The sequence below is a fragment of the Nonomuraea sp. AD125B genome (assembly GCF_041402765.1).
GTDB lineage: Bacteria > Actinomycetota > Actinomycetes > Streptosporangiales > Streptosporangiaceae > Nonomuraea > Nonomuraea bangladeshensis.
Genome location: NZ_JBGLOU010000017.1, coordinates 216041 through 234458 on the forward strand (window position 1 = coordinate 216041; position 18418 = coordinate 234458).

Consider the following 18418-nt stretch of genomic DNA (forward strand, 5'->3'; position numbering starts at 1 on the left):
CCCGGCCTCCGGCGGTGGTTTCCAGCCTTCCGTTTCGCCCGCCCAAGTCAACGAGCGGCGCGATCACGATGTGATCTCGATCACTGCCCCGGCGTCGTGACGGAATCGCCATCTATTCACGGAACACGGCGCATGGAATAGGCATAAACTGCGCGCCTGTGAGCCTGCCTGTACGTGAACGTTCCCCTCGCCCGGGCGGCGGTCGCCACCGCCGTCCCGTGCCCACGTCCCTGCCGCCGGACGCGCCCATGCTCGTGCTCGCCACCCCCGGCGACACCTCCGGCGTGGCGGAGGAGATCGCCGCCGTCGTGCGCGTCGACAACCCGCAGATCGAGGTACGGCTGACGAGCGTCGCCGACCTGGCGGACGCGCTGCCCGGCGGACGCGAGGCCGTCGTGGTGCCGCTGCTCACCTGGGAAGACCCCGTCGTCATGGCCGAGATCGGCAAGGCCGTCGCCGCCACCGGCAGCGGCGCCGTGGTGACCGACGCGCTCGGCCCCCACCCGCTGCTGGCCGAGGCCCTGCACATCCGGCTGGCCGAGCGCGGGCTCGCCCGCGCCGACCGGGTGCGCCTGCTCAACATCTCCAGCCCCGTCGACGCCGTCATCCTCGGCACCGTCGGCGGCGAGCGCGCGGTGCGGGCCGTGCAGGCCACCGCGGTGCTGCTGGCCTCCCGGCTCACCCTCCCGGTCGTCGCCGCCTCGCTCGACACCGAGCCCGGCGTGAGCGTGGCCGCCCAGCGGCTGCGCGCGGCCGGCGCCGAGCGGCTGGCGATCGCTCCCTGCATGATCGGCCACGAGGCGCCCGCCGGGATCGTCGAACGCGCCGCCGAGCAGATCGACGCCGGGCACGCCGAGCCGCTCGGCGCGCACGGCGCGGTCGCCGAACTTGTCGCCCGAGCTTACGGTAGTCAACTCGCCACTTGACAAGGGCTTGTGAAGATCGCGGGAATCGCGTTACCGTCTGCGCATGCGGCGCGTGGTATGCAACGGTTTGCGACTCGGCCTTCGTGATGTCACGGAGGCCGACGTCCCCGCCTTGCACGCCGTCTACGGCGACCCCGCCGCCACCCAGCACATGCCGTTCGCGCCCCGTTCGCCGCGGGAGGTCGCCGATCTCGTCGGGCAGGCGATGGAGGCCGCCCGCGCCGAGCCACGCCTGCTGTACGTGCTCGCCGTGGTGGACGCCGAGCACCGCGACGTGATCGGCGTGGCCCGGCTGCGCATCGAGCCCGAGCACCCGCACAGCGCCGAGATCGGCTTCGGCCTCCACCCGCACCAGTGGGGGCGCGGCATCGGCACCGACCTGGTGCGGCTGCTGCTGTCGTTCGGGTTCAAGCAGCTCGGGCTGCACCGCATCTGGGGCGCCCGCTCCCCCTCCAACCTGCCCGCGCAGCTCGCCATGCTGACCGCCGGCATGGTTGAGGAGGGCCGCATCCGGCACCATATGCGTACGCCCGCCGGGTGGCGGGATTCCGTCGTGCACTCGGTGCTGGAAGACGAATGGACCGAACGCTAGCGGCTTTTCGAGAGCGGCCTGTTGTTTCGCCTTCTGTCAAGGAAGGCCCGTCCATTCCCTGGCCCTTTCCCGGCACCGGTCAAGTCCCCGCGGAATTGTCGGTGCGGCATCCTACGATGAGCCTCCTCACGGAGGGATGGCCTGATGCTCGACTCGCTGATCGTGCCGTTGTTCGTCACCACGGACCTGCCGCCTGACGCCGACCTGGCCGGGTTCGGCGAGCTGCTCGCCGAGACGGTGCGTGAGCTGGGCGACGGCTACCCGGGATCCCTCGCCGGCCGGGTGTTCTGGCTCGACCGCCCCGTGCTGCCCGAGCAGCGGCCCGCCGCCGAGGGCGAGCTCCGCTTCGCCGGCATGCTGGGCCACCTCACCGCCACCGGGCCCGGCCACACCGTGCGCGAGGTGGTCGGCGACGTCCGGCGCGCGGTCGGCGCCGCCGTGACCGCCCGCTACGGCGACGTCGGCGTCGCACCGGCCGTCTTCGCCATTCGCGACCAGGACGTCCGCGAACGCACCCCCGACACCGCCCTCCCACTCCACACTGCGACCTCAACGCTTTCCCACCTGTAGGTGGGCCGGGCAACGCGCCCACAGGTCGGCCCAGGCTGAGCCACGCATGCGCGTCAACACCGGTTGAGTCGGGCGTGCCGAGGCGTCTGCGGGAAGGTCACGCAGCCCGCCGCGCATGCGGGCCGGCAACAGGCCGACTGCACGCGTCATCGCAGCCAGGAGCAGGTGCGTGCGCGTCAGTGGGGCAGGCCGAGCAGCACGTACGGCGCCCACAGCTCGGGCTCGGTGGCCCCGTACAGTTCGCGTAGCGCCAGCACCCCATCGCGCAGCGCCTGGGCCGGGTCGGCGCCCGCTCCCGTACGGGCGTGCAGGTCGCGTAGGAGCGCTCGCGTGATCTCGGCGGCGGGCGGCCACAGGGTGAGGAGCACGGCGCGGGCGCCCGCGTGCAGGAACGCCTGCCCGAGCGCCGCAAGCCCGTCACCCGCGCCGGGGCCGCCCTCGCAGCCGGTGAGGACGACGAGGCGGGCCCGTACACGCAGGCTCATGAGCCGCCTGGCGGTCAGCACCCCGTCGGCCAGCCGCACACCCGCGCCCAGCGGGTCGCGCGGATCGCTCACCACGGCGGCGGCCAGGTCCACGACGTCCCAGCTCCCGGCAAGGTGAGCGGAGGTGGCGGCGCGGCCGGTGCGCGGCTCGGCGCCGAGCAGGGCGGCGGTCCCGGCGTCCGCGTCCGTGCCGTGAGCCATCACCAACGACGGACCGCCCGCGCGGACCGGGACGTCGCGGGCCAGCCGGGCCAGGACGGCGGCGGAAGGGGCGTACGTCACCGGGCAGCGCTCGATCAGCGGTGGGCCGCCGCCGGGGGCGAGGGCGTGCAGCGGCACGCGGTGCAGCTCGCGGTGCGGCAGCAGGTGCAGCATGGACAGGTCGTCGCCGAGCTCCCGGAGCGCGTCCCCCAGCAGCAGATCCGCCAGGCGGCGCCACAGGTCGAGCCGGCGCCTGCGGGCGGCGAGGTCGAGCAGCCCGGGACGCCCGCCGTCGATCCCGGCCACGAACTCGGCCAGCAGCGACGCCTCGACGGCGGACCCGAACGCGCGCGGCTCGGCCCAGCCGGTGCGGTGCGCGAGCACGGTGACGCCGCCCGCGCCCATGTGGAACCCGAGAAGCCCGGCCGGCTCGCCCCGCGCGACCAGCGCGTCCAGCTCGGCCCCCGTCAGCGGGGCGGCCCGCCGCGCGGCCACGTGCCCGGGAGCGAGGGGCTCCAGGTGCCGCCACGACGTCGTCTCCAGCTCCTCACGTACGGCGTGGGCGCGACGCACGAGCGTGGCGGCCCGGTCGGGGTCCCGGGCACGCCCGGCCGCCGCCATCAGGGCGCGGGCCCGGCCGAGGTCACGCTCCTCGCGCTCCAGCGACTCCGGGGGGACGCCGGGCGGCGCCGGCCACCGCCCGTCGCCCAGTTGCACGGCCAGCGACCGGGCCTTGACCTGCTCGGCCCGCGCCCACGCCGCCCCGCCACGACCCAGGCGTACGGCGAGGGAGACGGCACGGTCGAGCACGCCCCCCTGCCCGTCCCGGCCAGAACGCGGTGAGCCGGCGAAGGGGGTGGAGTGGGTCGCGGCGAGGGCGGGGTGGGGCGTGGCAGGCACCGAGCCACTGAAGGGGAGCAGGTCGGGCGTGCCAGGTACTGGGCCGGCGGAAGGGGCGAGGTGGGTGCTGGTGGGCGGCAGGGTGGCGAGGTCGGAGGCGTGTTCGGCGTCCGTGAGGGCGGCGGCGAGGTCGCCGAGCCGGGTGGCCGCGTCCGCTCGGCGTTCGAGGGCGAAGACCAACGCCGGGTCGTGCCCCAGGTCCTCCAGCAGTTCGACGGACCGGGACAGCCGCTCGTGCGCCCGGCCCGGGTCGCCGGCGGCGAGGTCCAGCGCGCCGAGAGCGGCCAGCGCGAGCCCCTCCCCGCCGCCGAACCCGATCCGTCGCGCCAGCTCGGCCGCCTCCTCCAGCTGGTCGGCGGCAGCCGGTGAGGACGCCGCAGCGGGACCAGAGGACGACGCCGACGCCGACGGCAGGGTGCCGAGGGCGATCAGGGTCAGGACCGTGCCCCGGTCGTCGCCCGTCTCGCGGTGGACGGCCAGCGCGCGTTCCAGCAGAGGACCGGCCTGGGCCGGCTCGCCACACAGGACGTGTACGAGGGCCAGGTCGGCGCAGTCGTCCCCGAGGCCCGTCCGCTCGGTCAGCTCCTCGCGGAGCGTGATGGCGTCCCGGTAGCGGGCGGCCGCGGCGTCCAGCTCGCCGAGCTCGAGGTGCAGGGAGGCGCGGCCGGACAACAGAGGAGCGCGAAGGGCGCGCCAGACCGGAGCCGTCGTGAGCGTCAGACCCTCGTCGTACGCGCGGGCGGCGTCCGTCCAGCGGGCCTGGTCGGCGAGGGCGCGGGCCAGCGCGGTCAGGGCGTGGACCAGGGGCGCGGGGAGGGCCGGGCCGGCGTCGTCGCGGGCCAGTTGTACGGCGCGGGTCAGATGGCCGATGGCCTCGTCGGGACGGCCGAGGGCGTGCGCGGCGGCCCCCAGGTTGCGCAGGTGCTCGATCCTACGGGCGTCGCGCAGCTCGCAGCCCTCGGCGGCGTAGCTGTAGGCGGCGGTGAGGTCGCCGAGAGCCAGGCAGTACGGGGACAGCTTGGCGAGAAGGTGGGAACGATCCTGCGGAAGGAGCGGGGCGGCGGCACCGTGGTCGTCGTCGCCCCAGCCGGGCGGGCGGCCCAGCCTGCCCTCATGCCGCCGGAGGTCGCCAGCGGGAGCTTCGGGGCGGGCCTGGGCCAGGGCCTGCTCGGCCATGGCGCGGGCCAGTGGGAGATCGCCCGTGGACTCGGCCTCCTCCAGGCGCAACCACGTCTCCAGGCGTTCGGCGGCGGCCGGGCCGATCGCCTGCACGCGGTCGCGGCCGGCCCGGAGCGTGGTGACGGCCTCGGCCAGGGTGGCCCGGCCGTGCGCGAGGTCGCCGAGAGCGAGCTGGACGGCGGCCACCCGGGCGAGGACGTCCGCGTCCAGTCCGCCCGACGCCGCCAGGGCCGCCACGATCTCGAACGGCGCCGCCCCCGCCCACCGGGCCTCCTGCCCCGAGGGCGATGAGGCAGACGGCAGAGAGGTGGGCTCCTGTCCGGGCGGCGATGCGGTGAGAGGCGGTGGCGCGGGAGGCGACGGGTCGGAAGGCGCTCCGGAGGAGGGTTGGAGAGAGGGGGTGAGGGCGGTGAGGCCGGATTCCAAGGCCGTGCGGGCGCGGCGGTGTTCGCCGCGTTCCTCCAAGGCGAAGCCGAGCCGGAGGGAGGCGAGGGCGGCGAGGCGGGGCTGGGCGGCGGTGCGGAAGCCGGTGACCGCCTGTTCCAGGGCGTCGATCTGGGCGGGCAGGTCGCCGAGGCGGGCGGCGAGCGAGGCCAGGCGGTCTCGTACGACGGCTTCCTTCAGCGGGTCGGCGGCGGCCAGGCCGAGGGCGGCGCGCAGGCGTTCCCCGGCGGCCAGGAACTCCCCCAGGCGTTCGTCCAAAACCGCCCGGTGCAGGGTGGCGAGGAAGAGGGCGTTCAGGTCGCCGTCGGCGGCGGCCAGGTCGAGGGCGCGGTCCAGCTCCGTGGCCGCGTCCTCGGGCAGGTCGAGGGCGGACAGGGCGGCGGCGCGCATGGTCAGGGCGGTGGCTTCCTTGCCGGGGGCGCGCAGCCGGGCGAACGCCTCGGCCGCCGCCCCGAACTCCTCCAGCGCCCGCCCGGCCTCCCCCTGCCCGTAGGCGAGCGCGCCGAGGTTGTAGCGGACGGCGGCCGAGCCGTCGAGGTGCCCGATCGCCTGGTACTCCTGCTCGGCCAGCTCGAACGCCGCCCGCGCCGCCACCGGGTCGCCGGTGGCGCGGCGGCGCTGGGCGACGCGGTACCACTCGTCGGCGGGCTCGCGCCGACTGCCCCGGCGTCGTACGACCTCGATCAGGCGGGCCTCGCAGGCGGCGGCCCGCTCGTGGTGGCCGCGTACGGACAGCAGGACGGCGTGCGCGTCCAGCGCGCGGCAGGCGTCCTCCCAGGCGCCGGCCGCCTCCAGCTCGATGGCGCAGGCGGCGATGCGTTCCCCGGCGGCGGTGAGGTCGCCCTGGTCGACGGCGGCGCGAGCGGCCGGGACCAGCACCAGGGCCGCCTCCCTCGGCTCCCCCAACGCCAGGTACAGCTCGCGGGCGCGGGCCGCGCAGGCCAGGGCGGCGGCGGGGTCCGCGGCGGCCAGGTACGCCTCGGCGGCGCGCAGCTGGTGGGCCGCCTCGCCGGCGCTCAGCCCGGCTCCCGCGCACAGGGCGATCGCCCGCAGGTGCTGCTCGACGGCCCCCTCGGGGTCGCCCGCGCGCAGCAGGACGTCGCCCAGGTGGCCCAGTTGCTCCGCCTCGGCCGGGAGGTCGCCGAGCGTGCGGTGGACGGCGGCGGCGCGGTCGAACGCCTCGGCGGCGCGGGCGGGGTCGTTCAGGTGGTCGTGGTTGACGCCCTGGAGGGACAGGGCATGCGCGGTACGGGCCCGGTCGCCCTCCTCGTCGAAGGCGGCGGCGGCGCGGGCGAGCACGGCGCCGGCGGTGCGGCGGCGGCCGGCGTCGGCCAGCCGGAGCCCGGTCTCCAGGAGGAACGCGCCACGGCCGGCGTCCCCGTGCGGGCCGGGGGCGCTCGCCGTGGGGCGGCGTTCGGCGTACGCGAGGAGTTTGAGCGTCAGGGACTCGTCGGACGTCTGAACGGCGAGGTCGGCGGCGGCCCTGGCGAGGTGTTCGTCGACGGGCAGCCGGGCGGGGTCGGTGAGCAGGACGTCGAGCTGCGCCAGCAGGTCGGGGGCGCCGTCCCTGGCGAGGGCCAGGGCCTCGCCGAGGTCGCGCGGGTCGCCGCCGTGGGAGAAGCGGGCGAGCAGGGCCCGGGAGAGCAGGCGGTGGGCGGGGGTCTGGTCGCGGGAGCTCTTCACGGCCAGCTCGGCGGCCTGGCGGGCGGTCAGCACCGCGCCGTCGAGGTCCTCGGCACGGTGCGGCGCGGTGTCCTGGTGGGTGGCGCGCCAGCGGAGCAGCTCGGAGAGCAGCGTGTACGCCTCCAGCCGCGCCGTCAGCCGGTCGCCGGTGGCCAGGGACTCGCGCAGGGCGGCGATCGCCTCGGCGGCGGTGGACGGGGTGAGCCGGAGGCGCAGGGCGCGGGCGAGCAGGAGCAGCGCGTCGGGGCGGGCCGGGTCGTCCACGGCGTGGGCGGCCAGGGCGGTACGGGCGGCGGTGACCGGGGCGGCGGGGTCGCCGCCTGTGGTCAGGGTGCGTTCGAGGATGGTGGCGGCGAGGTCGGTGAGGAGCCTCGGGCGGTCGGGGTGGCCGGGCGGGACCTCCCGGGTGGCCTCGCGGAGGGTTTCGACGGCGACGTCGAGGTCCTGCTGCGCGCCGGTCGCCTCGTAGCGGCGCCGGCGCCGCTCACCGAGCAGGGCGAGGCGGGCGAGCGGGTCCGCGGAGAGCCGCCGGGCCAGCTCGAAGGTGGCGCGGTAGGCGACCCGCTCGCCGGTGAGGGGTAGGGGGGTCGCGGGAGAAGCGTTCGATGAGGGGACGGGCGGCAAGGCTCCGCCCTGGCCGGCGTCCCGGATGACAGGCTGCGGGGCCTCCCCTCGGTGGACGTCCCCGGCGACGGGCGGCAGGCCCCCGTCCTGGTCGGCTTCCCTGACAATGGGCGGCAGCGCCCCGCCCTGGCCGGCCTCCCGTTTGGCGGGAGTACCGGGTGCGGCGGGCACGCCTGTGGTGTCGGGGCCGACCGTGGCGTCGGGATCGGCCGAGGAGGCGGGGCCGTCCCAGGTCGCGGTGCCGGGTGGGAAGTCCGCAGCGGGAGCGGGGAGCCCGAGGGCCTGGAACATCTCGTGGCCGGCCTCCAGCGACCGTTCGTCCCCCGTCACCACGTACCACTCGACCAGCCCCACCGCGTACGGCCCCAGCACCCCGGGATGCGCCCACCGCTCGTGCCAGAAGTCGAGCGCGCACTGCCCCACCCGGATGAAGGCGAGCAGGTCGTCGTCCAGGCAGGAGCGGGCGGCGCGGGCCTGGGCGAGGCCGACGAGGCTGAGCAGCGCGCGGGAGCGTTCGCGGGTGCCGGGCTCGGACTCGGCGGCCGACAGGTACGCCCGTACCAGGTCCTCGTCGTCGGGCACGGCCAGGGCGAGCGCGGCGGCCAGCTCCGCCAGGTGGGCGGCCTCGCCGGGGGCGGCGAGCGCGGCCCGGAACAGCACGTGCACGGCGTCGTCGAGCAGTTCCCGCTCCCCCGTCCGCCCGTGCAGCCGGACGAGCCCGCCGCCGAGCAGGGCCAGCGCGCCGGGCGCCCAGGACGGGTCGGCGGAGCGCATGGCCTGCTGGAGCAGCAGCTCGCCGAGCCGGTCGGCGGCGTCGGCGGTGAGCTGGGCGGCGGCCCGCCCGACGAGGGCGTGCACGAGCAGCCCGACGTGCCGGTACGCCGCCGGGTCCACGTGCCTGAACACCTCCTCGACCAGCCCCGCCCAGGTGCCGGCCGCGTCGGCGGACGGCACGTGGGCCCCGCGCAGCTTCTCCGGCAGCCGCGCGGGGTCGAGCACGGCCACGGCGGCGAAGAAGGCGCCCGCGACGGCGGCGTCCTGGTTGGTACGCGGGTCGAGGCGGTACCGGGCGAGGTGGAGCACGCCGATCAGCCGCCAGGTGGCGGCGTCGGAGCGGTCGCCGGCGCAGGCCAGCATCGCCTGCTCGGCCTCGATCAGCGCCGCGGGATCCCAGATCAGCTCGGGATCCGCGGCCTGCTCGAACCGCTCGATGCGGGCGGCCAGCGTCTCGGCCGGATCGGTCATGGGCACAGGCTCTCACCGGCGCGCCCGTGCGTACAGTTCGGGGCGGGGCCCGCGCTGTGCGGGGGCAACTCTTCGTACAGACGCCGGGGGCGGCGGTGCAGGGTTCTTCCTGGTGGGTAGGTCGCGGGCATGCTCTATGGCAAGGAACATGTCCGGCGTTATCAGGAGACCGACGGCGCGGAGGGGCACGACTGGAACAACACCACCGTCCTGCTGCTGACCACGAAGGGCCGCAACTCGGGCCGGCCGTACACCACACCGCTGATCTACCAGCGCCACGGCGACGTCTACCTCGTCGTGGCCTCGTACGGCGGCGCGCCCGACGACCCGCAGTGGTTCAAGAACCTGCGGGCGGACCCCGAGGTCGAGGTGCAGGTGAAGGGCGAGAGGTTCGCGGCGCGGGCCCGCCCGGCCCGGCCCGAGGAGAGGCCGGAGATGTGGCGGGTCATGACGGCGACGTGGCCGCAGTACGACGAGTACCAGGAGAAGACCGACCGGGAGATCCCGATCGTCGTCCTGGAACGCGCCTGAGGTGACCTCGCGGGCGGGAGCGGACCGCCCCGCCCGCGACGCGCGTCACAGCGTGGCGTAGAGCTCCATGGTGCGGTGGGCGATGCGCTCCCACGAGAAGTGCTCGACCGCCCGCGCCCGCCCCGCGAGCCCCATGGCACGGGCCCGTGCGGGGTCGCGCAGCAGCGTGTTGACCCGCTCGGCCAGGTCGGCGGCGAAGCGGTCGGGGTCGTGCGGGGTGCCGTCGCGCTCCTGGGAGATGGGCACGAGCAGGCCGGTCTCGCCGTCGGCCACGACCTCGGGAATGCCGCCGGTGGCCGTCGCGACGACGGCGGTCTCGCAGGCCATCGCCTCCAGGTTGACGATGCCCATGGGCTCGTAGACCGACGGGCACACGAACACCGCGGCGTGCGTGAGGAGCTGGATGACCTGCGGCTTCGGCAGCATCTCCTGGATCCAGTGGACGCCGTCGCGGTCGAGGTCGTGGACGAGCCCGCTCACCTCGGCGGCGATCTCGGGGGTGTCGGGCGCGCCGGCGCAGAGCACGAGCTGGGCGTCGGGGTCGAACGAGCGCGCCGCGTGCAGCAGGTGGACCAGGCCCTTCTGGCGGGTGATGCGGCCGACGAAGATCACGTACGGGCGGTCGGGGTCGATGCCGTGCCGGGCGAGGACGTCGGTGCCGGGGTCGGGGGCGTACTCGGCGGTGTCGATGCCGTTGTGGATGACGGTGACCTTCTCCGGCGCGATCTCGGGGTAGGCGGCCAGCACGTCGCGGCGCATGCCGGCCGAGACCGCGATGACGGCGTCCGCGGCGGCCAGGGCGGTGCGCTCGGCCCAGGAGGAGATCGTGTAGCCGCCGCCGAGCTGCTCGGCCTTCCACGGCCGCAGCGGCTCCAGGCTGTGCGTGGTGATGACGTGCGGGACGCCGTGCAGGAGTTTCGCGACATGCCCGGCGAAGTTGGCGTACCAGGTATGAGAGTGGACGATGTCGGCTCCCTCGCAGGCCGCGGCCATCTCCAGGTCGACGCCGAGCACCTGCAGGGCCGCGTTGGCCTTCTCCAGCCCGCCCGGCACCCGGTACGCCGAGACGCCCGGTTCGGCACGGTCCGCGCCGAAACAGCGCACCCGTACGTCGGCCAGCGGACGCAGCTCCCGGGCGAGGTATTCCATGTGCACCCCGGCACCGCCGTACACCTCGGGCGGATACTCCCGGCTGAGTAGATCAACACGCATAGAGACGACCTTACGATCAACGCGACCATGGGGACACAACCGGCGAGCCCGGGCTCGGCGACCCCCGCCGGGCCCGCAAACGGCAAATCGGGACACGAGGGAAGTTAGCCGCGCCGGGATTCGTCGATAGAACGGCCATTTGAGGGTAGCGTCTCGGGCATGAGGTCCCGGAGGGTGCTTGCGGTCGTGCTGGCAGGTGGAGAGGGTAAGAGGCTCATGCCGCTCACGGCGGATCGGGCCAAACCGGCGGTGCCGTTCGGGGGGATATATCGGCTCGTAGACTTCGTGCTGTCGAATCTGGCGAACGGCGGCTTCCTGAAGATCGTCGTGCTGACCCAGTACAAGAACCACAGCCTCGACCGGCACGTCTCGCGCACCTGGCGGCTGTCGGCGATGCTCGGCAACTACGTGACGCCCGTGCCCGCGCAGCAGCGGCTCGGCCCGCGGTGGTTCTCCGGCTCGGCCGACGCGCTGTTCCAGAACCTCAATCTCATCTACGACGAGATGCCCGAGCACGTGATCGTGTTCGGCGCGGACCACATCTACCGGATGGATCCGCGGCAGATGGTCGAGCAGCACGAGGACTCCGGCGCGGACGTGACCGTGGCCGCGATCCGGCAGCCGCTGGCGCTGGCCGACCAGTTCGGCGTCATCGAGACCGACCCCGAGGGGCGCAGGATCGTCGCGTTCAGGGAGAAGCCGAAGGACGCGGTGGGGCTCGCCGACTCCCCCGACGAGGTCTACGCCTCGATGGGCAACTACGTGTTCAAGACGCAGTCGATGATCGACGCGCTGCGCGAGGACGCGCTCGACCCGACCAGCAAGCACGACCTGGGCGGCAACATCATCCCGATGCTGGTCAAGTCGGGCGGCGCCGACGTCTACGACTTCAAGAACAACATCGTCCCCGGCTCGACCGAGCGCGACCGCGGCTACTGGCGCGACGTGGGGACGCTGGACGCCTACTACGAGGCCCACATGGACCTCATCTCGGCGCATCCGGTGTTCAACCTGTACAACGACAAGTGGCCGATCTTCACCGGCCACGACCCGCTGCCGCCGGCCAAGTTCGTCCACAACGAGGGCGACCGGGTAGGGCGGGCCATCGACTCGCTGGTCTCGCCCGGCGTGATCGTCTCGGGCGGCACCGCCGTACGGTCGGTCCTGTCGCCGAAGGTGGTGCTCCACTCGCACTCGCTGGTGGAGGACTCCGTGCTGATGGAGAACGTCAAGATCGGGCGGGGCGCGATCGTGCGCAAGGCGATCATCGACAAGAACGTGGTGATCCCCGACGGCGCGCGGATCGGGTTCGACCTCGACTACGACCGTACGCGCTTCGCCCTCACGCGCGGCGGCGTCGTGGTCATCGGCAAGAACGAGATCGTGGACCGTTGAGCGGCGGGTCGCACAGGGAGAGGTCCCGGGGGCGCTGATACGGCCCCGGGACCGGCCCGCTCCAGAAAGTCTCTAGTGACGGTCGTGCTTGGCGGCCTCGTAGCGGTAACCGTTGGCGCCCCAGGTGCGGCCGTGGTCGTCGGGCTCGATCCAGCCCCAGCCGCGGCCCCGGTCGTGGCCGTCCTTGTCGTCCCCGTAGGACGCCTTGTTGAAGTCGCCGTCGAACCCGCGGTCGTCGGCGTCGCCCTCGGACCCGCCCTTGAACCCACGGTGGAACCCGCGGTCGGACTTGTCGTCGAACCCGCCGTCGAACCTGCCCTTGAACCCGCGGTCGAACCCGCGGTCGGACTTGTCGTCGAACCCGCCGTCGAACCGGTCCTTGAACCCGCGGTGGAACCCGTCATCGGAGTCGCGGCCGGACTCACGGTCGGATTCGTGCTCGGACCTGCGGTCGGACCCACGGTCGGATTCGTGGTGGGACCCGCGGTCGGACCGGTCGTCGGCCTCGTCGTCGTCAGAGTCGGAATCGTCGTCGGACCTGCCCCAGCCGTCGTGGTGGTGCCGGTCGTCGTGGTTCTGGCAGGACTTGGACTCCCGGCTCGTGAACCAGATGCGCTCAGCTTCGGCGTCGATGCCGAACGAGTGGGTCTTGTCGCTGGAGCCGAGGTCGCAGCGCTCTTCGTCGGCGTTCGCCGGGCCGGCCATGCCGACGAGCGCGACGGCGGCGGCGAGTACGCCGCCGGCGGCTATGAGGTTACCTTTCACCATTTCTCCCTGTGATCACGATGTGACATCGCTTGTTCACTCTAAGTAGTCAAGGGTGATACGGCGGGTAACGCCACGCGGTGACCTGTGATCACCCATTTGGGCCAGGTTCGCGCCGCCGGTCGAGCCCGCGTCATAGGAGAGGGACCAGAAGCGCCCGCCCCACAGATACGTGCGGACGTGAGAGTCGTACTCCTTGTGCCACGGCCGGCGCGGACCCGGCCGTGGCACTACGTCGTCCTGGTGCTCAACTGTCTCTTTCTAGGACGGCAGGCCGGTCTCCGGGGCGACCGTGGCGAGGAAGACGTCCCCGTTGCCGGGACCGCCGGCGCCGTAGGTGAGGCCGGAGACCGCCACCTGGCCGGACGGCGTCGGCGCGGCGTACAGGTTCGGCTCGGCGAACGGGTCCACGGCGTCGTCCCTGGCCGAGCCGAACTGGGCGGCGGCGCGCTGCCCGCCCTTGGCGTCGAGCCGGAGGGTCAGCACGTCGGCGCCGCCCGCCTGGACGCCCACCCGGCCCCGCGTGTGGCCCACGACCTCGACCTCGCCGCCGGGCAGCGCGGCCACGGCGGCCCCCTCGTCGGCGGACGGGGTGGCGAGGGTGTGGGTCCAGCGCCGCTTGCCGCGGGCGTCGTAGGCCGCGGTGTGGGCGTCCCCGTCCACGGCGCCCGTCGCGACGGCCAGGCCGCCGGTGGTGACGGTCACCGCGTTCAGCCGGTCGTCGCCGTCGCCGCCCGCGGTCGTGGCCCACTTACGGGTCCCGTCGGCGGTCCCGAACGCGGCCAGCCAGCCGTCGAGGCCGCCGAGCGCGCTCGTGCCGGGCAGGGCGGCGGTGGCGCTGCCCGTGACGTACAGGTTCGCGGCGTCCGCGGCCACCCCGTACGCCTTGTCCTCGCCGGGGCCGCCGTACTGGCGCAGCCAGGCCAGCTCGCCCGACGGAGTGAGCCGGGCCACGAGGGCGTCCTTGTCGCCGGCGTTGCGGCCGTCGAGGTCGCCCTTGGTGTAGCCGGCCACGTACGCGCCGCCGTCGGGCGCGGCGGCCAGGCTGTAGAGCCGGTCGGCGGCGTCCGGCGCGCCGAACTGGGTGATCCAGCGGACCGCGCCGTCCGGGCCGAGCCGGACCACGAACGCGTCGTCGGCCGCGTTGCCGGGATGCCGGCCGTCGAGGTCGCCCTTGGTGTAGCCGGCGGCCAGCACGCCGCCGTCGGGCAGCGCCGCGACCCCGTACAGGCGCTCGTCGGCGGCCGTGCCGAGCTGCCGGGTCCAGCCGTTCGCGCCGGTACGGGTGATGACCGCGTCGAGGCGGCCGGCGTGCGGCTGGCCGGCGACGGGCCCGCCGGCCGCGTACCCGACCGTGAGCGAGCCGTCGGCGTGGGCGGCGACGCCGCCGGCCCAGTCGGTGGCGGCGGTGCCGTGCAGCGGGGCGGGCAGCCCGGCGGGCGGCGTCACACTGAGACCCGGGCCCAGCTCGGCCATGGCCTGCTCGAAGGCGGGCGTCCAGACGGTCCAGTCGTGGCCGCCGTCCAGGACGCGGAGCTGGGCGGAGACGGCGGGCGAGCGGCGGGCGGCGTTGTAGAGCGCGGCGGACTCGAAGTCGAGGTCGTGGCGGGCGTCGGCGGGGTCGGGGTTGGCGTACTCGTCGTCGCCGACGGCCACGAACATCCGTACCGGCAGGTCGGGGTCCAGCTTCGGCAGCAGGGCCGGGTAGTTGAGCTCACGGTAGACGTCGTCGGAGAACTTCGCCGCGCCCTCGCCGAACGCGCCGTAGTCCCGGGCGGAGGAGTCGCCGGGCGGCAGCGGGGTGTAGACGGCGGGGCTGAGGACGGCGGCGGCGCTGAAGACGTCCTGGTGGGCGAGGGCGAAGCGGAGCGCGCCCGCGCCGCCCATCGAGTAGCCGCCGACCAGCCGGGCCTCGCGGATCGGCGCGGTGCGGTAGGTGGCGTCCACGTGCGCGACCAAATCGTGCGCGAGCGCGGTCTCCACCTTGCGCCCGGGCAGGTCGGAGCCGGTGTAGCGGGAGTCGGTGTACCAGCTTCCGCGTTCGCTCCACGGGGCGTCCGGCATGACGGCGATGACCGGCGGGATGCGCTTGGTCCTGATCAGGTCGTCGAGCACGGTCTTGACGCGGGTCCACGCCTGCATGGTGTCGCCGCGGCCGTGGAGCAGGTAGAGGACGGGGTGGCGGGCGCCGCCCCGGTCGTAGCCGGCGGGCAGGTAGGCGGTGTAGGCGACGGCCTCCCCGCCGAGGGCCGGCGAGGGGGCCGAGCCGGTGGTGAGCGTGCCGCCCGCCCGCGTCTCCGTCTCGCCCGGCGGGGCGAGGAGGGTGAACGTGGTGAGGGCGGCCAGCGCGGCGGCGCCGATCCAGCGAGGCAGGGGCATGGAGCACTTCCGAGGGGAGCCGTAAACGTTTACAGTACGCACCTTGCGGTGTGTTGGGAGAGTTTCCTGGGGTGGGGGGTGCCGTGTCAACAGCTCCCGGGCGGACGGGGCGCGGTGGCGGGCACCCGGAGCGCCGGTTCGTTCGTTGTCGGGATGGCCGTCGATCGTCGTCTCTTCTGGAGTCGCACCATGGAAATCACCGGCATCATCTCCGGCCTGATCATCGGCATCGTCATCGGCGCTCTCGGGCGGCTCGTCGTGCCCGGGCGCCAGCGCATCCCGATCTGGCTCACCATCCTCATCGGCGTGGTGGCGGCCCTCATCGGGACCGCCATCGCCGCCGCGCTCGGCGTCGCCGACACCAGCGGCATCGACTGGATCGAGCTGCTGATCCAGGTGGCGCTGGCGGCGCTCGGCGTCTCGCTCACCGCCGGCCTGTACGTCAAGCGCCGCCGCGAGTGAGCCGACGGGCGGCCGCGGGGTCACCACTCGTCGTCGCCGCCCTCGTCGTCGTCCTCGAAGACCTCTTCGATGATCTCGCCGGCCACCAGTCCGCCCACGACGCCGGCCGCGCCGGCGGCGACCACCGCGCCGACGCCCGGCCCGCTCCTGTGCTGGTGGTGGTGGTCGTCGTGGTACGGCTGGTGGTGCGGGTCGTGGTAGCCGTGCGGGTCGTGATAGCCGTGCGGGGCGCCGTGGTGGCCGCCGTACTCGGAGAGGCGCTGGAGCCAGCGCCCGATCTCGCCGGGCCAGTCGGTGCGCAGGGCGTCGTCGTGGCTGACGGTGAAGTGGTCGATGGCGTCGCCGGAGGAGTAGCGGCCGGACCGCTTGTCGGCCTCCAGGACGACGGTCAGCCCCTCGGGAGTGGCGACGAAGGTCACCTCGACCTCGTTGATCAGGCCCTGGTACTGCGGCGGCGGGTAGAACTCGATCTCCTGGTAGAACGGCAGCCGCTGGTCCACGCCGACCAGCCGCCCGGCCTCCAGGTCCGCGGACTTGAACGAGAAGCCGAGGCCGAGGAACGCGTCCAGGATGCGCAGCTGCGACGGCAGCGGCTCGACCGCGAACGGGTCGAGGTCGCCCTTGTCGACGGCCTTGGCGATGGCGAGCTCGGTGCGCACGCCGAGCACCATGCCGCGCAGCGGCTGCCCGCCGATCTCGCTGACGGGCGCCTCCCACGGCACGGGCATGGTGAAGCCGAGCGTGCGGTCCTCGCCCTTGCGCAGCGTGAACGGCCCGGAGACCTGGAGGCGGCCGAACTCGGTGACGCCGGCGCCCTCGGAGTCGCCGTACTCGATTTCCACGCGCGCCACCAGGCCGAGCGTGACGTGCTCGATCTCGGCGTCGAAGTCGCCGCCCTTGAGCCGGACCTCGCCCTCCAGCGTGCCGCCCGGCCGCGTGCGCGACGTGGCGAGGACGGTGTCCACCGAAGGCGCGCCGACGCCGAACGCGCCCAGCATGCGTTTGAAGACCACGGCTGTTGCTCTCCCTGTCGAAGATCGGTTGATGATCACTACTTGCGCCCGCACAACGAGCGGCGTACCGGCCGAGTTCCTGAAACCCCTGCGTGCAGGGGGTTTTTGGGGGTATGGGGTGGTTCGGGATGCGGAAGAGGGCGAAGGTCCCTGGTCGGTGAGGCTTACGACACTCCCCGTACGGGCAGTTGGAGCCCACCCTTGTGGTGTCGAGGAGGTGCGCGGTGAGAGCTGCACTGGATTCCCTGAGGATGTTGACGCGCAGGTACCGATGGGATCGCAACCCGCTGCGCCGCCGTACCGATCGTCTGGAGTCCGCGCTGGTGGTGGCGGCGGTGCTGCTGGTCCTCGTGAGCGTCTGGCCGGCGGTGCTGGCGGGGAGGGCCACGTACGGGGCCGGGATGGCCGAGACCCGCGTCGGGCCGGGCGGGCGGCAGCAGGTGACGGCCACCCTGCTGCGGGACGCGCCGCCGGCCAGAGCGACGTACGGCGAGATGCCGCCGCAGCTGCCGCGCACGCCGGCGCGGTGGACGGGGCCGGACGGGGCGGCGCGCACCGGTGAGGTGGCGGCTCCGGGGCTGGCGAGGAGCGGCACGGCGGTGCGGATCTGGATCGACGCCGAGGGGCGGCCGGCGACCGCGCCGAAGAAGCCGCTGGAGATCGTCATCCGGGGCGCGGGCATGGCGGTCTTCGTGGTGCTGGTGGCCGCGCTGATCGCCGTCACCGGCTTCGCGGCCGGGCGCTGGGCGCTGGACCGGCGCCGCTACCGCTCGTGGGACGCCGCCTGGGCCATCGCCGACAAGCGCGGCCACGGCCACCGGCGCGGCTGAGCCGACCCGCCGGCCCTCGGCCCCGGACCGGCCCTCGGCCCCAACGGGCCTCGGCTACGGACGGCCCACCGACCCGGCCCCAGCGGACCTCGGCTACGGACGGCCCAAGGACCCGGCCCCAGCGGGCCTCGGCTACGGACGGCCCACGGACCCGGGCCGGGCGGGTCAGCGGCCGAGGCGGACCACCTCGCGCAGGTCGCCGTTCCAGGCCGGGCCGTGCACGGACGCCAGGTCGGCCGCCATTCGCGCGGCCGTCTCCCGCAGCTCGGGCAGGACGTCGCGCACCAGGTCGGCGGGGGTGGCGCGGCTGGCGTGCGTGGCGACGTTGACGGCCGCGACCACCCGTCCCGAGCCGTCCCTGATGGGCACCGCCAGCGACCGCACCCCCTCCTCCAGCTCCTGGTCCACCAGGGCGTACCCGTCGGCGGCGACCTGGCGCACCACCGCCTTCAGCTCGGCGGTGGTCGCGATGGTGTGGCTGGACAGCGGCTTGACCGCGATGGCGTCCAGCCGCTCCTCCGGCAGGTCGGCGAGCAGGACCCGGCCCATGGACGTGGCGTAGGCGGGGAAGCGGGTGCCGACCGTGATGTCCACGCTCATGATCCGCCGGGTCGGGCGGCGGGCCAGGTAGACGATGTCCTCGCCGGACAGCACGGCGACCGACGCCGACTCGTGCACCCGGGCGACCAGGTCGTTGAGGTGCGGCTGCACGACGGCGCGGAAGGGCAGGCCGGACAGGTGCGCGTAGCCCAGCTCCAGCACCTTCGGCAGCAGGACGAAGCGGGTGCCGCGGGCGGCGGCGTAGCCGAGCCGTTCCAGGGTCTGGACCGCGCGGCGTACGGTCGCGCGGGGCTGGCCGGTCATGCGGGAGGCGTCGGCGAGGGTGGCGCCGCCGGGCCGGCCGAGCGCGACCATGACGGCCAGGCCGCGGGCCAGCGACTGCAGGTAGCCGGCGCCTAGCTCCTGCTTGACCGCCCGCGAC

Annotated in this window: 13 protein-coding genes; 7 read left to right on the forward strand and 6 right to left on the reverse strand. The window is 74.5% G+C overall.

Annotated elements, in window-relative coordinates:
- Positions 1-218: 218 nt before the first annotated feature.
- The 3 genes from ACBR40_RS37480 (at position 219) to ACBR40_RS37490 (ending at position 2088) form a co-directional block, all read left to right on the forward strand.
- Complete coding sequence (locus ACBR40_RS37480; protein WP_364444929.1) at positions 219-926, forward strand: hypothetical protein; 708 nt, start codon at positions 219-221, stop codon at positions 924-926.
- Between the two features lie 43 nt (positions 927-969).
- The gene (locus tag ACBR40_RS37485; protein WP_344218271.1) at positions 970-1518 is read left to right on the forward strand and encodes a GNAT family protein; all 549 of its coding nucleotides are present in this window, start codon (positions 970-972) and stop codon (positions 1516-1518) included.
- A gap of 144 nt (positions 1519-1662) precedes the next feature.
- Positions 1663-2088 (forward strand): hypothetical protein, encoded by a 426-nt coding sequence (locus tag ACBR40_RS37490; protein WP_344218273.1) that lies wholly within the window; start codon positions 1663-1665, stop codon positions 2086-2088.
- Between the two features lie 176 nt (positions 2089-2264).
- Here the strand turns inward: ACBR40_RS37490 and ACBR40_RS37495 are convergent, their stop codons facing one another.
- Positions 2265-8849, reverse strand: coding sequence for a CHAT domain-containing protein (locus ACBR40_RS37495; protein ID WP_371251772.1), 6585 nt, complete (start codon positions 8847-8849; stop codon positions 2265-2267).
- A 129-nt stretch (positions 8850-8978) separates the two neighbouring features.
- On the opposite strand from ACBR40_RS37495, the gene ACBR40_RS37500 reads away from it, so the two are divergent.
- Complete coding sequence (locus ACBR40_RS37500) at positions 8979-9380, forward strand: nitroreductase family deazaflavin-dependent oxidoreductase (protein WP_344218277.1); 402 nt, start codon at positions 8979-8981, stop codon at positions 9378-9380.
- A 45-nt stretch (positions 9381-9425) separates the two neighbouring features.
- On the opposite strand, the gene glgA is transcribed toward ACBR40_RS37500, so the two are convergent.
- Complete coding sequence (gene glgA, locus ACBR40_RS37505) at positions 9426-10592, reverse strand: glycogen synthase (protein WP_371251773.1); 1167 nt, start codon at positions 10590-10592, stop codon at positions 9426-9428.
- 159 nt (positions 10593-10751) lie between these two features.
- Here glgA and glgC point away from each other — a divergent pair, with 159 nt between their 5' ends.
- The gene (gene glgC, locus ACBR40_RS37510; RefSeq protein ID WP_329574602.1) at positions 10752-11987 is read left to right on the forward strand and encodes a glucose-1-phosphate adenylyltransferase; all 1236 of its coding nucleotides are present in this window, start codon (positions 10752-10754) and stop codon (positions 11985-11987) included.
- A 72-nt stretch (positions 11988-12059) separates the two neighbouring features.
- Here glgC and ACBR40_RS37515 read toward each other — a convergent pair whose 3' ends face one another.
- Both ACBR40_RS37515 and ACBR40_RS37520 read right to left on the reverse strand, forming a co-directional pair.
- Positions 12060-12755 carry a hypothetical protein gene (locus tag ACBR40_RS37515; RefSeq protein WP_371251774.1) on the reverse strand — a complete coding sequence of 232 codons (696 nt, stop codon included), beginning with the start codon at positions 12753-12755 and terminating at the stop codon, positions 12060-12062.
- Positions 12756-13013: 258 nt separating this feature from the next.
- Positions 13014-15131 (reverse strand): alpha/beta hydrolase-fold protein, encoded by a 2118-nt coding sequence (locus ACBR40_RS37520; RefSeq protein WP_371251775.1) that lies wholly within the window; start codon positions 15129-15131, stop codon positions 13014-13016.
- Between the two features lie 189 nt (positions 15132-15320).
- Here ACBR40_RS37520 and ACBR40_RS37525 point away from each other — a divergent pair, with 189 nt between their 5' ends.
- Positions 15321-15593, forward strand: coding sequence for a GlsB/YeaQ/YmgE family stress response membrane protein (locus ACBR40_RS37525; RefSeq protein ID WP_344218286.1), 273 nt, complete (start codon positions 15321-15323; stop codon positions 15591-15593).
- A gap of 20 nt (positions 15594-15613) precedes the next feature.
- Here ACBR40_RS37525 and ACBR40_RS37530 read toward each other — a convergent pair whose 3' ends face one another.
- Positions 15614-16606, reverse strand: coding sequence for a sporulation protein (locus ACBR40_RS37530; RefSeq protein ID WP_344218288.1), 993 nt, complete (start codon positions 16604-16606; stop codon positions 15614-15616).
- Positions 16607-16857: 251 nt separating this feature from the next.
- Here ACBR40_RS37530 and ACBR40_RS37535 point away from each other — a divergent pair, with 251 nt between their 5' ends.
- On the forward strand, positions 16858-17436 hold the full coding sequence (locus ACBR40_RS37535) for a hypothetical protein (protein ID WP_371251776.1): 579 nt from the start codon (positions 16858-16860) through the stop codon (positions 17434-17436).
- Positions 17437-17601: 165 nt separating this feature from the next.
- Here the strand turns inward: ACBR40_RS37535 and ACBR40_RS37540 are convergent, their stop codons facing one another.
- Positions 17602-18381, reverse strand: a complete 780-nt coding sequence (locus ACBR40_RS37540) for an IclR family transcriptional regulator C-terminal domain-containing protein (RefSeq protein WP_371251778.1) — start codon at positions 18379-18381, stop codon at positions 17602-17604.
- Between the last annotated feature and the right edge of the window lie 37 nt (positions 18382-18418).